Consider the following 16103-nt stretch of genomic DNA (forward strand, 5'->3'; position numbering starts at 1 on the left):
AAAAAAATTACATGAACACGACGAAAACTGTGATTGCGGTTGTGACCACGATCACGAAGAAGAAGGCTATGAAACTATTACACTTACACTTGATGACGACAGTGAAATGGTGTGCATAGTTCTTGGAATCTTTGAATGCGAAGGAAATGACTACATTGCACTTCTTCCTGAAGATGAAGAAGACGGCGAAGATGTATTTATTTACAAGTACAAAGAAGTAAATGAAGAAGAAGTAGAACTTGATGTAATCGAATCAGAAGAAGAATTTGAAAAAGTTTCAAAGACTTTCGAAGAAATTTTTGACGACGAGGAAGAAGAATAATTTTCTAAATGGTTTACAGAAAATATTCTGATTTTCTCAGGGAAAAGTTTGGCGAAAAAGTCTACAAACTGCCTGTCAAACTTGATTTAACTTGTCCCAATAGAGATGGAACTTGTGGAGTGGGTGGCTGCATATTTTGCGGCGAAGAAGGCGGCTCTTTCGAAAATAATTTTGGGTCTGTGAGAGACCAACTCTTAAAAAATAAAGAGCTCATAAAAAATAAATACAAGGCCAATAAATATATTGCCTACTTTCAAAATTTTACCAACACCTACATGCCCTTTGAGGACTTCAAGAAAGTAATTGAAGAGTCTCTTATAGAAGGCGTAGTTGGCATAAGCATATCCACAAGACCAGACTACCTTCCAAAGAGGCATTTAGACTACTTGGAAGAATTAAACAAAAATTATTTTGTGACAGTTGAAATTGGTCTTCAGACGCCAAATTATCACAGCCTGAAAAAATTAAATAGAGGACATGGTCTTTCTGAATTTATTGATGCAGCCTTAGAGCTAAAAAAGAGAAATTTAAATGTCTGCACTCACATTATTATTGGACTTCCCTGGGATGACGACTTAGATATTCTTGAGTGTGCGAAAATTTTAAATGTTCTTGGCATTGATGAAGTTAAGATTCACGCCCTTTACATCTTAAAAGATACGGCTCTTGGAAAGATGTATGAAAGAGGAGAAATTGAACCAATTTCTTTAGATGACTACAAGAAAAAAGTTATACTCTTTTTAAGAAATCTTAAAGATGATATAATAGTGGAAAGAATAATAGGAAGAGCACCTTATGAAAATTCTCTTTTTTGCAATTGGAATACTTCCTGGTGGAAAATTAGAGACGATATAATTAATGTTATGCATGAAAATGGATACACTCAAGGTGATCTAGTGAAAGGAGAAATACTATGATAAAGTATATTTTAGGGAGCAAAGGCTCTGGAAAGACAAGATGGTTAATCGACAACGCAAATGACGACATGAAAAAGGGCGATGGAAATATTGCTTTCGTAGAAGTTGATGACGATCACATCTTTAGTTTAGACTACAATGTAAGACTTATTAATGCAACTGAATACAGACTAAACTCTATTGAAAGTTTCTACGGATTTATCTGTGGGCTTCTTGCAATGGATTATGATTTGCACAAGATTTATGTTGACGGAATTTACAAGGTATTGACACTTAATATTGAAGACTTAGAACATCTTTACAATAAGATTTCTAAAATTCCTGATGCAAATAACAAAGAAATCTACATTAATGTTGATTATCTAAAGGAAGATATGCCTGAATCTCTAAAAGATCACTGTCTAGAAGTAACTGGAAAATAAGGTGTTATAAGTGGATAGAAAAACAATGGTTAGAATTATTGCATTGCTACTTGTAATTGCAATGGTAATTCCAATAATTCTAAGTGTGATTTAATGGTGCTTCGTGGAATTTAAGAAAAAGAAGGGACTTTTTGAAGATTTTTTTGAACACAGGTCTTTTCTCATAATGCAATACACTAATGGTGACCTCTCCAAGAGAGAATTTTTGCAAAAAAATTTCGACTATTTTCAAATGAGAAATGCCAGACCCTACATCAAGGTGGACTCTTACGAAAAGGGAATGTACAACTACCAATACTACAATGTAATGGCAAAGTATTATAGGGCACTTTCAAAAGATGTTAGGAATACAAAAAAACATTCAAAGTACTACAATTATTATTTAAATTTAACAAACAAATATTACGAACTTAAAGACAAATCTGTCTTAAATATTTTGAGAATACAAGATTTTAGAAACACCAAGGCTTATTACATCAAGTGTCAGTCAAAGGCATTGAGAAACGAGCTCTATGAAATTGTCTTAGAGGACAAGAAGGAGGCAATCTTTCACTCAAAGGCGCCATGGCTTTTAAGAATCTTGAAAGAAGAAAATATTTTTGACAATCAAATGAAGACATCAATAATAGATCACTATATCAATGAAAAATATTATTAAAAATAAGGACTGTGGGATTAATTTCCCTCAGTCCTTTTTCGTTGTATCCATATAAATAGAGTTTAGGAGACTCATGATAGTGTAAAAATAACAGTCTACTAAATCTTAAATATAAGTTTTCCTTTCAATCTTTATAGGTACAGACTGAGGATATGAACGCAAACGGTTTATAATTTATAAGGAAATATTTTATAAATTTGTTCGCTGTAATATTTTCCGGACATTTACCTGATATACTATATACATAAAATAAAGGAAGTGAGGATATGAAGAAGATTTTAATTGTCGAGGACGACAATTTTTTGAATAAATTGTTAGCTTATAACCTAATTGCAGAAGGCTATGATGTTAGTTCTGTCTTAAATGCAAGGACTGCCACTGAAACCATTCTTCAGCGAGAATTTGATTTGGTAGTTCTGGATATCAACTTGCCCGATGGGAATGGTTTTGAGCTGTGCAAGCTGATAAAGCCTCAGTATCCATCCACCATTGTAATTTTCCTGACAGCCAATGACCAGGAGAGTGACCAGATACGAGGTTATGAGGCGGGTGCAGTAGACTACATCACAAAACCGTTTGGAATCGCGGTATTGCAGAGGAAAATCAAAGCAATGTTGGACATGCTGGAACATCATAAACCAGTAAAGGATATTTACGATGACGGGCGCTTGTTTTTGGACTTCTCGGAGCAGGCGGCTTCCTTAAATGGTAAAACTATAACCCTATCAGCTATGGAGTTTAAAATGCTGAATCTGTTTCGCAAAAATCCTCGGATAGTTTTGACTAGGAGACAGCTTTTAGAAAAGCTGTGGGATATAGATGAGAAGTTTGTGGACGAACACACACTCACAACCACCATCAGCAGAATTCGTAGTAAGATTGAATCTGATGGAGGAGCACCATACATCAAGACTGTATACGGCATGGGTTATCAATGGACAGGAGGCGAAGCAAAATGAAGTTTAAGAATCTATCTGTAAAGCATCTGTTTGGGTGGATTACTCTGGGAGTTTTTCTCATTATGTCTGGAATTATCATAGCTTTGTTTCTTATAACAAGACAGACTGCAGTCCTACTTACAGGCGGAGCGATGATGACGTTCACCATTTTATTTCTCTTTATATTAACTCAGGAGTTTGGGAAACGCCTTTTGCAGTTTACCGATACTCTGTGTCAGACCTTAGACTATATGATTGCTGGAAATGAAGTCCCTCAGTGTCCGAAAGACAGCGAAACCCAACTTGATAAAATTGACCATCGCCTGACTAGGCTATATCATATCATGCAGGAGAATCGCCGTCTTGTGGACGAAGAAAGAAAGGAATTACAAACTCTTGTATCGGATATTTCGCATCAGGTAAAAACACCTGTAAGCAATTTAAAAATGGCGACAGATACAATGTTGGAAAAGCATATGACCGAGACAGAGCGTATCGACTTTATTCACGGAATCCGTAGTCAAACAGATAAACTTGACTTTCTTTTTCAGGCCTTAGTGAAAACCTCACGATTGGAAACGGGAGTAATCCAGCTGGATAAGAAACCGAGTCGCTTGTTTGACACTGTGGCACAGGCCATGAGTGGAATTGTGTATGAAGCTGAACAAAAGAAAATCGCTGTGTTCGTGGATTGTTCGGAGGATTTCGTTGTTTCCCATGACAGTAAGTGGACATCTGAAGCAATATTTAACCTGTTGGACAATGCGGTGAAGTACACCAAGACAGGAGGAAAAATCACTGTGTCTGTAATATTATGGGAAATGTATGTAGAGATTAAAGTAACAGATACGGGCAAGGGCATTTCTGAAAGTAATCAGGCCGCAATATTCCAGAGATTTTATCGTGAGGAAGAAGTACATGGACAGCAAGGTATAGGCATTGGTCTGTATCTGGCCCGCGAGATTGTAACACGTCAAGGAGGTTATATTAGAGTGATTTCTGAGCCAGGTAAGGGTTCAGAATTTTCTATAATGCTTCCTTTGTGGTGAAAAAAAGTTTTCTACTTAAAGTTTTCTACTTATGGAAAATTGAAACACAACGTAGAGATAAAATGAAAAGTCTTATCATTGTAACATTTTTTCATGATTTTCAATGCATTTTTTAGCTACTGTAACATTTCACGGACATTTGGGTTTTATAATATTCTTAACAACAAATAGGAAGCCTTGAAAGGAGTTTTGAATATGAACGTTTTACAGACAATTGACTTGAAAAAGTATTACGGCACAGAACCTAACATTACCCGAGCTCTTGACGGAGTAAACTTCTCAGTTGAGGATGGAGAGTTTGTGGCTATTGTAGGAACATCTGGAAGTGGGAAGTCTACCCTTCTTCACATGATGGGAGGACTGGATATTCCCACCAGCGGAACTGTGATTGTTCGGGGCGAAGAACTTGCAAAGAAAAATGACGAACAGCTTACCATCTTTCGTCGTCGCAATATTGGTTTTATTTTCCAAAACTATAATCTTGTTCCCCTTTTGAATGTTTATGAAAATATAGTCCTGCCAGTAGAGCTTGACGGGGATACGGTGGATCAGAAGTTTTTTAACGAGCTAGTTAATCTTTTGGGATTGAATGATAAACTGACAAGTATGCCAAACAATCTTTCAGGTGGACAACAACAGCGTGTAGCTATTGCACGTGCATTGATTAACAAACCAGCTATTGTGCTTGCCGACGAACCTACTGGTAATCTTGACAGTAAGACAAGTGCAGAGGTATTAGGTCTTATCAAGCGTACCAGTGCAGATTTTCGTCAAACTGTAGTTATGATTACCCATAATAATGATATTGCCCGTCTTGCAGATCGAATTGTTCGTATTGAGGATGGAAAAATTGTGGAGTAAGTAGGAGGTGGTATAGCATGATTTGGCCTTTTGAAAATAATACCAGCAATATTGAAAAGAAGATTGCTAAGCGTAGTTTACATAATGAACAGCAGCGCAATCTATTTGCAATCATTGCTTTGGTTCTGACTGCATTTATGATAACTGCGACATTCAGTATTGGATTTAGTTATTTTGAAACATATAAGATGCAGCAAATTCGGTTAATGGGGACTACTGCAGATGTAGGAATCACAAATGCAACAGAAGAACAGTTAGTAGAAATCTCAAAATCAAATCTTGTACAAGACGTAGGAAGACAGCAACATTTAGGTAGTATTGATACAGAAAAACTGCAAAACGCAAAATTAGGTATAGTTTGGATAGACGATACAGAATGGAAGGTTCATCGTCTACCGACCATATCAGATATCGTAGGAAATTACCCTTTAAATAAAAATGAAATTATGCTGCCAACATGGGCGCTTAAACAGATGGGTATTTCTGATCCACAAATAGGGATGGAAATAGTATTGTCTTATCAAATTGGTGATAGCTATGATTATGTATCAGACACCTTTTTGTTGTCGGGCTACTATACGGACTACATTTCAATGCGTACAAATAATCGTGGCTATGCTTATGTTTCAGATGCTTTTAGGGACAGTTTAAATGAACCACTGGATAATAGTGTTACGGCAATGATTAGCTTTCAAGGTAATGGTGATGTTGATAAGAACTGTGAAAGATTACGCGATGAGATTGACTTTACAGCAGGTCAAACATTTGAAATTGTCCCATTAGGACAAGCTAATGGATGGACTATTATTTTAGCTGTAATAATGTTAGCATTTTTTATATCATTTAGCGGATATCTTTTAATATACAATATTCTTTATATCTCTGTCATAAAAGATGTGCAATTTTATGGTCGTCTAAAAACGATTGGAGCTACTAAAAAGCAAATAAAGAGAATTATCTATAAACAGACAATTAAAATTTCCTGTATTGGTATTCCGCTTGGTTTGCTACTTGGTGCGATTGTTTCTTTTGGTGTTGTTCCCTATTTCCTGAATATGATGTACTCAACAAATTCTGATGTGGGAACAAAAATATCTTTTTCGCCTTTTATTTTTATTGGAGCAGCTATATTTACATTCCTAACAGCTATGATTGCAAGCATGAAGCCTGCTAAAATTGCTGGGGGCGTTTCACCAATAGCGGCACTTCGATATACAGTAAAAAGCACAAAGACAGTCACCAAAAATGGCGGAAAAATGAAGTTATCTAAAATGGCATGGAACAATGTCTTTAGGAATGTAAAGAGTACAATTCTCGTCTTTACGTCATTGTTTTGTGGTTTTTCCCTGTTTCTAGTTGTCACGGGATTATTGTATGGATTAAGTCCAGAGAATTATGTTAAGCAATGGGGAGTAAGTGATTTTGCACTCACATATAGTATTTACGAAGATAAAGATTTAATTACAAATGAAATGGTGTCAGAGATTAGACAGATTGATGGAATCAAGAATTTGAGGTTGACATATGCGGCTTATCCTCAAGTAACAGTAGACGTTTCATATGATGATGCTGTATTTCATGACTTTCTCATGTCGTTAGATGGAGTAAGTGGACTTGATTTATCCGATTCTTCAAAGTTAAAAAAGTATCAGCAAAATTTTTTCAGTGGAGTTTTTGGAATTGATAATGCATATTTGAAAGAAATCAATGAAAACTTAAATTCGCCTGTTGATATAGATGCCTTTGAGCAAGGAGATGTTGTACTACTTTCCAATACGTTAGAAGGCATCATTCAACCAGGACAGAAAATAACTATTCAGACACAGAACGGACAACACTCTTTTGTAGTGGCAAATGGTTTTTTGAATGATGGTTTTCGTGCTGGAGGAGGAAATGAGCGTGGAACAGCTCCTGATTTATATATTAGTCAAAGATCCTTACAAGAACTTTTTCCACGAAATAGAGTGTTTCGCGTGGCCTTTGATACGGATGGTCAAAATGACGAAAGTATATTGAAAGAATTAAAGCAAATCACCTCGTCTAAAGCCAAAATTGATATTGTATCCCGCTATGAACGTAGAGAAGAAGTGCGAGATTATCTAGTTACAGCAAATGTTCTAGGAACAGGGTTATCTGTAATTTTAATGTTGGTGGGTGTTATGAACTTTGTAAATACAATGGTTGTTAACGTAAGTACTAGGCGTTATGAATTAGCTGTTCTTGAAAGTGTTGGAATGACAAAGAAACAAATTAAACGAATGCTGTCTATGGAAGGTTTATACTACTGGGGTATTTCTTTTTCCCTCGTAGTCACAATAGGGACGGCAATCTTCTTCTTACTATATGTTTTATTTAGCAAAGTAGTCTATTATGCTGTTTTTTCTTATCCATTTATCCCGATGATACTTGCATCTGGACTGGTGTTGTTAATTTGCCTTATAGTTCCTATGTTGCTATACAAAACTGATATTAATCTTCCAGTTGTTGAACGTTTGCGATTGACAGAGTGAGTTTAAATAAATAGAAAGATATCTTTAGGTTAATTATATCAAGATAGTGCTGTTGCAGAATAGATGATTCTACTCTGCAACAGCATCTTTATTTTGCATATCTTCTGATTTCGATTAAGAAGCTTTCCATGATTCTCGTAAGGTCCTCTTCTCTACACTCCAAGTCCAAGGTGTACATATTGCCTGTGCCTGTGAAGTCGAAGTGGTCCTGCAATTTTTCAAAAATTTTCTTTAAGTTGAAGTTTAAATTTATAGAGCGAAGGACAATTATTTTTGACCTCTTGCCATTTTTTAGTCCATAAATTTGGATAAAGTTGTCTTCTTTTAAAATATAAGAAGAAATTTCGCGAAGCTCCTTTAAATTTACATCTTCTAAAACCTTGTAGATGTAATTTATGCCAGAAAATTCTGTGGAAAAGCGTTTAAAGGAATCCACGGCTTGATAAAATAGTGGTGATTTTTCTTGGGAGTCCTTAGCCTTATTTTGGTTAAGATTATTTTTTGTCTTTTCTATCTTTTCTTCACAATTTTTTTGAGGATATTCTATTTTATTATTCTCGTCATCTTTTTTATCTTCAATTTTTTTATTCAAGTCCTTAAAAGATTCAAGTTTATATTTTTCGTGGAAGAATTTAGAATCGTATTTTTCTTTTTTTGCCTTTTCAAGGACTTTTTCTGATTGAGAAACTTTCTCTGCTTTCTTAATTTTTTCAGAATCTTTTAAATTTTCATCAGTGACAAAATCTTTTTCTAAGTCAGAAGAATTTTTTATTTCAGAATTTTTTACTTCTTCAAGGACTTTTTCAGGCTCAGAAATTTTTTTGTCTCTTGAACTTTTTCTCCTTCATCAACTTTTTCTAAGTCAGAATTTTTTGGGGTTTCATCTTTTTTATCCTCTTTAGGAAGTTTTTCTTCATGAAGATTTTTTTCTTGACCAAGAATTTTTTCAGTGTCAGGGAAATTTTTTGCCTTTAACTTTTTTACATCAGAAAATACACTTTCCAGGCTTTGGCTATTTAAGTACATCTTCATGTTGTCCAAAAGATTTAGAGAATTTCTGGCAAGCTTGTAGGCATTTTCGCCTGAGACAAGAGTTAGCCTAATGGCAGAATTTATTTTATCAACTGAAGAAATAAAGACCATGCCAATTTCGCCAGTCCTTTTTAGGGCAGGACCCTGGTAGGAAATTTCTGCCAGCCTTTCAATTTTTATGTGGTCTTCAAAATTTTCAATGGATAAATTTGAAAAGATGGCATAATTTACAAGGGACTCAATATTTTTTACTGTCATAAATTTAAAATCCTTGGCTGCAATGTCTATGTAGGAAGAATTTTTTTCAACCTTGTAATTTAAAATTTCTGAATTTGTATTTGTTGATAAAAAATATCTCACCAAGGCATTGCCAAGATTTTCCTGCATCATGAGCAGTCTATTTTTCCAATTAATCTCAATTTCAACCTGGCCTTTATTTTCATCAATTTTAAAATAGTTTTTGTTGCCAGATAAAAATACTGGGTCTTCACCATTTATTTTTATCTCGTCAGCCAAAAGATTTTCACTGCCAGTGAAGAAAGGCGGGTCTTGGACCTTTCCATAAGTAATGCCGTCACGATTTATTTTATCAATTATTTCTAATTTGTAATTTTTTTTGTAAGGGTTTTTGTATTTAGAATTCATAGCTACCTCCACTAATATATTATCATATTTCGTGACTTGGCGCTTTAAAAAGATATATAATAAGAGGGGGTGCCTATGTATTTATTTGCAGCAATTATTTTTGGAATTTTACTTTCAATTTTTACAAGGGCAAGTTTATTAATTGTGGGATTTTTTCTCCTTCTAGCAATAATTATTATTGCACAAAAGAAAAATGCCAAATTATTTATATTTCCTCTCCTTATTTTTGCTGTTTGCCTAAATTATTCCCTTAGAGACTACAAGCTAAAGGATTTTTCTGGTCAGGTCACTGGAAAAGTAATTTTATCAAATGAAAATAAGTCTGTCCTTAAGACATCTTCTGTTAAAGGAAAAAAATTTGTGACAAAAATTTTATTTTACGAAAAGCTAGACAGGGGAGGGACTTATAAGATTCTTGGAGAATTTGCTCCGCCTCTTCCTGCAATGAATGAGGGAAACTTTGACTACGCGAAAAATAACAAGGCTCAGGGAATTTATGCCCTTGGAAAAATAAATAGCTTTCAAAAAATTTCTCAGCCAAATATTTTTTATAAATTTTCCAATGTCTGTGTAGATAGGGCAAAAAAATTTTATAGAGAAAATTTGGATGAAAGAAATTCTAATCTCATGTCCTCAATTATACTTGCCGATAGGTCCCTCATGGAAGAGAGTGAAAAGGATAGGTTCAATACTCTTGGCATGAGCCACATCTTGGCAGTGTCAGGTCTTCACATTGGAGTCCTTGTACTTTTTTTAGATGGCATAATAAAAGGGATAACGAAAAATAAAAAACTCACTGATTTTCTTGTGACTGGTCTTATTTTCTTTTACATAGTGACTATTGGCATGCCAATTTCAGCCCTTAGGGCATTTTTGTTTTACCTTCTCTACAAGGCAAATATTTACTTAAAAAAAGATTTAGACCTGAAAAAAATTTATTTCTTGAGCCTTAGCATAATTTTATTTATAAATCCCATGGCAATTTATTCAATATCACTTCTCATGTCTTATGGGGCAATTTTCGGTCTAGTCTTTGTCTACCCAGTCCTAAATAGCAGGCTGTCAGGCAGTGGTCTTGTAAAAAAATCTTTTGTTGGGACAACTTCAGTAATAATTTCACTTTTTCCTCTTATAAATTATTATTTTGATGGCTTTTCACTTTTGGTTTTTCTTGCAAACTTGATAATTGTGCCAATTTATTCTGTGATCATTACTCTTGGTTTTATCATGGGACTGGGAGTTTTTCCTGGTATTCTTGGAAAAGTCTTAAATATTTTAATGAATGCAAGCTATGGCTTGGAAAGTCTTTTTGCAGCTAAGGGCAGTATCTTTCTCACCCTAAAAGCTTTTAAGTTTGAATATATTTTTGTTTACTACATTTTATTTTTGCTAATTTTAAACAGGCACAAGTTAAGGGAAATTATTGAGCCAAATTTAAAAATTATCGAAATTTATATGGCAGTCTTTTTTGTTCTCACATCTCTAGGAATTTTAAGAGACCTAAATACTTATAAGGAGAGCCACCTCTATATTGGGCAAGGGGACTGCACACTTATTAGTTTTCGCGGCAAAAATTATTTAATTGACACTGGTGGTGCAAGGCAGGAAAATAAAATTGCAGAAAAATTTTTATTTCCAACTTTAAAGCTTCGCGGTCTTTCAAAAATTGACGGAATTTTTATTTCTCACTTTGACGAAGACCATGCGGGAAATTTAAATAAAATCTTAAAAAAATATAGGGTGGATAATATTTTTATAAGTCACTTGCCAGAAGACCCAGTAATTTTAGAAAAGGCAGAAAAGTTTTCTAATATTGTAATCCTAAAAAAAGGCGACAAGGTAAAAATTTTAGGGGACACTCTGGCAGAAGTCCTCTCCGACAGTGAAAATAGAGAAGAAGAAAATGACAATTCCATGGTTTTACTCATAAATCACAGGGGCTTTAAGACACTTTTTACTGGCGACATTTCCGAAAATGTTGAGAGAAAAATAAATAGGGACATAGACATCTTAAAGGTCGCCCATCATGGGTCAAAGACTTCCACTTCTAAGGAGTTTTTGGAAAATACTTCGCCAAAATTTGCCCTAATTTCTGCTGGCGTAAATAATTCCTATGGTCATCCCCATGAAGAAGTGCTACAAAACTTGGAAAAACATGGTATCATATACTATGTTACGGCAAGAGATGGTCAAGTGGACTTTAAAATTTATGGTGACAAGCTTAGGATTGATAAGAAAAACCAGGAAGAGGACTATAAATTTTATATTTTACTTATATTTTTAAATACCACTTTACTTTATATTACGGCGAGGAAAAATTATGAACTACAAGAAAATTTATAAAGATGAGACTCACAGCGGAGTTTATTTATTTTTCGGCAAGGAAAAATATTTAATGGAAAATGCTGTGGGATATTTATTAAATAAATATGTAAAGGGTAGCGAAGCCTTTAATTATACAAAATTTAAGGGCGGTGAAGTCAAACCAGAGGACATTATTTCTGCCTGTGAGACCTATCCTGTCATGAATGACAAAAAACTTGTATTAGTGAAAGATGTATGCGACTTTCTTGCCCTCTATGAATTAAAGGATTCCTTTTATGAATTTTTAGACAAGTTATCGGATTTTGTAATTTTAATTTTTTGGGACACTGGGAATATAAAAAAGACAACAAAATTTTACAAATACTTCAAAAAAAATAAAAGAGATATTGAATTTGAAAAGCTGGGTCCAATAGATGCAAATAGGTTTGTAAAATCTTATTTTTTAAGAAAGGGCAAGAAAATCAATGATAGGGAGGCAGCTCTCTTTATTAAGGAAAGTGGCTACACATCAAAAAATGAAGACCTTGTCCTACTAGACCTAATAGGCGAAATGGATAAAATTGCGGCAGCTGCAAAGAGTAATCTTATAAGTGAAAGTGACATAAGGAGTTTAATTACAGAAAATATTGACACAAGTATTTTTAAGTTTACAGATGCCATGCTCCAAAGAAATAGCGAGATAGCCTTAGTTGAATTTCACAATATAGTAAAATTAGGGGAAGAGTATCCTATAATCTTTTACCATATAATTAGGCAAGTGAAAAATCTTTTGTCCTACAAAATTTTGTCTGAAAAAAAAATTAGTCAGGCAGAAATGATGAATAAAATGGGATTATCAAAGTACGAATTTGAAAGAAAAATAAGGGCCTATGAGAGAAACTTTTCTAAAAAGTTTTTGACAGATTTTTATGAAGAACTTATTAAAGCAGATGAATTTTTTAAAACTTCATCAGTAGACGAGATAATAATTTTTGAGACTCTTATTATAAAATATTGCCAGGGAATTTAATTTGCCAGGAATAAAAACTTATGCAAAAAGAACCTTGCAATCAATGTAAATTCGTGGTAAAATAGCAAAAGCGTTAAATATTGGAGGTGAAATAATGGCAAATATTAAATCAGCTATTAAGAGAATAGATGTAGCTAAAAGAAATTCTGATCACAACAAACCTATTAGAACTGAAATGAAAAATGCAGTTAAAAACTTTAGAGTTGCTCTTGACGAAAACAGACTTGACGATGCAAAGGAACTTTTAATTGTTGCAGACAGAAAATTAAAGAAGGCTGCTAATAAAAATATAATTCACAAAAAACAAGCTTCCAGAAAGCTAAGTCGACTAGCTAAGGAACTTAACAGCAAAATCGCTGGCTAAGAGAAATTTTCCCGGGAGAGTTTCTCTTTTTATTTTTTATAATAAAGAGAAAGAGGTAGATAATTGTCTACCTCTTATTTTTTTACTCTTGTCTTTTTTATTTAGCGGAAAAAATCTAGCTCCACTTGGTTGGATAGGTCCCTGCCTTTTTCTGTAAGATAAATTTTATTTTCTTTAACTTCTACTAATCCCAGCCTAATATTTTTTTCTATTTCACTTTCATAAGTTTTTACAAAATCTTCTTCAAATCTTTCTTTAAATTCACCTAAATCAATGCCAGACCTGAGCCTTAGTCCCATCATTATAAATTCATTGATCCTGTCGGTCATAGTCAAGGTCTCAGAAAATTCCAGGGGTTTTTCTCCCTTATCAAGAGCCTCATAATAATTTTTAAAGTTAGAAAAATTTCTGTAACGCAAATTTTTTATATTTGATGAGGCAGAAAGTCCAAAGGAAAGGTAATCTTTTAGCTTCCAATAAGTCAAATTGTGGCGACACTCAAAGCCATCTTTGGCAAAGTTGGAAATTTCATATTGGTTAAGACCAATTTTTTCAAGTTCATCAACTACATAGTGATACATTGTTCTGTCTTCATCTTCATCGGGAAAGGCAAGGGGACTTTTTTTATGGGCCTCATAAAGTCTTGTGCCTTCTTCTAAGATAAGTGAGTAGTAGGAAAGGTGAGGAATGTCTAATTTTTTTATCTCTTCAAGAGATTTTTCTATATCAAAAAATTTTTGACAGGGAAGGGCAAGCATGAGGTCTAAATTTATATTTGTAAAGCCAGCAGACCTTGCGTTTTCCACAGCCCTATAAATATCTTCGGACTTGTGAATCCTTCCAATCTTTTTTAAAATTTCATCGTTAAAGGACTGGGCACCTATGGAGATTCTGTTAATGCCAGAAGAAAAATAAGTTTCAGCCTTTTCTCGCGTCAGAGAGTTGGGGTTGGACTCAATAGTTATTTCTGGATTTTTAGAAAATTCAAAGTCACTTAAAATTTTAAAAATTCTTTCAATACATTTCTCATCGACAGAAGAGGGAGTGCCGCCTCCGATAAAAACTGTGTCAATAATTTTTTCCCTTAAAAAATTTTCATATAGTTTTATATCTCTCTCCAAATAAGAAAAATATTTTTCAACATTTTCTCTATTTAAAAGAGAAGAGCAGAAGTCACAATAGTGACATCTACTCTCGCAAAAGGGTATATGAATATAAATTGAAATTTTATTTTTCTTCATCGTATTTTAATACAGACAAGAAGGCATCTTGTGGAATGTCAACATTACCCACAGTACGCATTCTCTTCTTTCCTTCCTTTTGTTTTTCAAGAAGTTTTCTTTTTCTTGTTATATCTCCACCGTAACACTTTGCAAGTACATCTTTTCTAAGGGCACGAATTGTTTCTCTTGCAATAATTTTATTTCCAATGGCAGCTTGAATTGGCACTGCAAATTGGTGTCTAGGTATTACATCCTTTAGCTTTTCACAGATTTTTCTTGCACGAGTGTAGGCATTGGACTCGTGAACAATAAGTGAGAAGGCATCTACAAGTTCTTCGTTGATTAAAATATCAAGTTTAACAAGGTCGGACTCTTCGTAGCCAATTAATTCATAGTCATAGGATGCGTAGCCACGAGTTTTTGATTTCAAGGCGTCAAAGAAATCATAGATAACTTCATTTAGGGGCATGTGATAAGTTATGAGGGCCCTTGTCTCTTCAAGGTACTGCATGTCCTTAAAGACGCCACGCCTATTTTGGCAAAGCTCCATAACTTGCCCAACAAAATCAGTTGGCGTCATAATTTCTGCCTTTACAATTGGCTCTTCCATGTACTCAATTTCTGTTGGGTCAGGTAAGTTTGATGGGTTTTGAATGGAAATCATCTCACCATTTTTTTTCATAACATTATAAATAACAGAAGGGGCAGTTGTTACGATGTTTAAGTCAAATTCTCTCTCCAGTCTTTCTTGGATTATTTCCATGTGAAGAAGACCCAAGAAGCCACACCTAAAACCGAAACCAAGGGCAACAGAAGTTTCTGCCTCAAAGTCAAGGGCAGCATCATTTACCTGTAACTTTTCTAAGGCTTCACGAACACTGTTGTACTCTTCGCCTTCACCAGGGTAGACACCGCAAAATACCATGGGTAGAACTTTTTTGTAGCCAGGCATTGGTTCACTTGTTCTCTTATTTTTGTGAGTAATTGTGTCGCCCACTCTTGCGTCCTTTACATTCTTAATGGAGGCAGTTATGTAACCAACTTCGCCTGCGCTTAAAGAATCAAGATTTATGTGACCGTTGGCGATTACTCCAACTTCAACAACTTCAAAAGTTTTGCCTGTTGCCATCATGAGGATTTCGTCGCCAGGTTTTACTTGTCCGTCAATAATTCTCACATGACAAATTACTCCTCTGTAGGAGTCGTAAATTGAGTCAAAGATAAGGGCCTTAAGTGGTGCCTTGTAGTCGCCACTTGGTGCAGGAATCTTGTCCACAATTGCGTGAAGGACATCGTCAATGCCAATGCCTTCCTTGGCAGATATTAGTGGAATGCCTTCAGTGTCAATGCCGATAATATCTTCAATTTCTTCTTTTATCTCGTCAGGTCTTGCACTAGGAAGGTCTATTTTATTTATTACAGGCACAAGTTCAAGGTCTTGGTCAACGGCAAGATAGACATTGGCAAGAGTTTGTGCCTCAACACCTTGGGCAGCATCTACAACTACAATGGCGCCTTCGCAAGCTGCAAGGGAACGAGAAACTTCATAGTTGAAGTCCACATGACCTGGAGTGTCAATTAAGTTTAAGATGTATTCCTTGCCATCTCTGTCGTCCTTGTAGATAAGTCTAATTGCCTTTAATTTAATTGTAATTCCTCTCTCGCGCTCAAGATCCATGGAGTCTAAAACTTGCTCATCCATTTCTCTCTTAGTGAGCATGCCCGTTGACTCGATGAGCCTGTCGGCAAGAGTGGATTTGCCGTGGTCAATATGTGCTATTATTGAAAAATTTCTTATATTATTTTGATTTCTCAAATTTTTACCTCC

Annotated in this window: 15 protein-coding genes; 11 read left to right on the forward strand and 4 right to left on the reverse strand. The window is 34.8% G+C overall.

Going from position 1 to position 16103, the window contains the following annotated elements:
* From HMPREF2801_RS06570 to HMPREF2801_RS06605, 8 genes are all read left to right on the forward strand, one after another.
* Positions 1 to 322 (forward strand): DUF1292 domain-containing protein (locus tag HMPREF2801_RS06570; protein ID WP_246829991.1); only part of this gene is annotated, 322 nt, incomplete at its 5' end.
* 8 nt (positions 323 to 330) lie between these two features.
* Positions 331 to 1239 carry a tRNA modification radical SAM protein MnmL/YtqA gene (locus HMPREF2801_RS06575; RefSeq protein WP_070611267.1) on the forward strand — a complete coding sequence of 303 codons (909 nt, stop codon included), beginning with the start codon at positions 331 to 333 and terminating at the stop codon, positions 1237 to 1239.
* A complete protein-coding gene (locus HMPREF2801_RS06580; RefSeq protein WP_019124768.1) occupies positions 1236 to 1661 on the forward strand; it encodes a hypothetical protein in 426 nt (141 codons plus the stop codon). Before HMPREF2801_RS06575 ends, HMPREF2801_RS06580 begins: the two co-directional genes overlap by 4 nt.
* 103 nt (positions 1662 to 1764) lie before the next feature.
* Positions 1765 to 2319: a DUF6648 family protein gene (locus HMPREF2801_RS06585; RefSeq protein ID WP_070611268.1), complete on the forward strand. Its 555-nt coding sequence runs from the start codon at positions 1765 to 1767 to the stop codon at positions 2317 to 2319.
* 266 nt (positions 2320 to 2585) lie between these two features.
* Complete coding sequence (locus tag HMPREF2801_RS06590) at positions 2586 to 3278, forward strand: response regulator transcription factor (RefSeq protein ID WP_070611269.1); 693 nt, start codon at positions 2586 to 2588, stop codon at positions 3276 to 3278.
* A complete protein-coding gene (locus HMPREF2801_RS06595) occupies positions 3275 to 4306 on the forward strand; it encodes a sensor histidine kinase (RefSeq protein ID WP_070611270.1) in 1032 nt (343 codons plus the stop codon). Before HMPREF2801_RS06590 ends, HMPREF2801_RS06595 begins: the two co-directional genes overlap by 4 nt.
* 195 nt (positions 4307 to 4501) lie before the next feature.
* The gene (locus tag HMPREF2801_RS06600; protein ID WP_055078905.1) at positions 4502 to 5167 is read left to right on the forward strand and encodes an ABC transporter ATP-binding protein; all 666 of its coding nucleotides are present in this window, start codon (positions 4502 to 4504) and stop codon (positions 5165 to 5167) included.
* A gap of 17 nt (positions 5168 to 5184) precedes the next feature.
* Positions 5185 to 7677: an ABC transporter permease gene (locus HMPREF2801_RS06605; RefSeq protein WP_070611271.1), complete on the forward strand. Its 2493-nt coding sequence runs from the start codon at positions 5185 to 5187 to the stop codon at positions 7675 to 7677.
* An 88-nt stretch (positions 7678 to 7765) separates the two neighbouring features.
* On the opposite strand, the gene HMPREF2801_RS06610 is transcribed toward HMPREF2801_RS06605, so the two are convergent.
* A complete protein-coding gene (locus tag HMPREF2801_RS06610; protein ID WP_070611272.1) occupies positions 7766 to 8269 on the reverse strand; it encodes a hypothetical protein in 504 nt (167 codons plus the stop codon).
* A gap of 191 nt (positions 8270 to 8460) precedes the next feature.
* Positions 8461 to 9354 (reverse strand): hypothetical protein, encoded by an 894-nt coding sequence (locus HMPREF2801_RS06615; RefSeq protein WP_070611273.1) that lies wholly within the window; start codon positions 9352 to 9354, stop codon positions 8461 to 8463.
* A 75-nt stretch (positions 9355 to 9429) separates the two neighbouring features.
* Here HMPREF2801_RS06615 and HMPREF2801_RS06620 point away from each other — a divergent pair, with 75 nt between their 5' ends.
* From HMPREF2801_RS06620 to rpsT, 3 genes are all read left to right on the forward strand, one after another.
* A complete protein-coding gene (locus HMPREF2801_RS06620; RefSeq protein WP_070611274.1) occupies positions 9430 to 11697 on the forward strand; it encodes a DNA internalization-related competence protein ComEC/Rec2 in 2268 nt (755 codons plus the stop codon).
* A complete protein-coding gene (gene holA, locus HMPREF2801_RS06625) occupies positions 11675 to 12688 on the forward strand; it encodes a DNA polymerase III subunit delta (protein ID WP_070611275.1) in 1014 nt (337 codons plus the stop codon). Before HMPREF2801_RS06620 ends, holA begins: the two co-directional genes overlap by 23 nt.
* Positions 12689 to 12782: 94 nt before the next feature.
* A complete protein-coding gene (rpsT, locus tag HMPREF2801_RS06630; protein WP_019124761.1) occupies positions 12783 to 13052 on the forward strand; it encodes a 30S ribosomal protein S20 in 270 nt (89 codons plus the stop codon).
* A 101-nt stretch (positions 13053 to 13153) separates the two neighbouring features.
* Here the strand turns inward: rpsT and hemW are convergent, their stop codons facing one another.
* Positions 13154 to 14293 (reverse strand): radical SAM family heme chaperone HemW, encoded by a 1140-nt coding sequence (gene hemW, locus HMPREF2801_RS06635; protein ID WP_070611276.1) that lies wholly within the window; start codon positions 14291 to 14293, stop codon positions 13154 to 13156.
* Positions 14280 to 16091, reverse strand: coding sequence for a translation elongation factor 4 (lepA, locus tag HMPREF2801_RS06640; protein WP_070611277.1), 1812 nt, complete (start codon positions 16089 to 16091; stop codon positions 14280 to 14282). The genes hemW and lepA overlap by 14 nt, the downstream gene beginning before the upstream one ends.
* Positions 16092 to 16103 lie beyond the last annotated feature (12 nt).

Source organism: Peptoniphilus sp. HMSC062D09 (assembly GCF_001811425.1).
GTDB lineage: Bacteria > Bacillota > Clostridia > Tissierellales > Peptoniphilaceae > Peptoniphilus_A.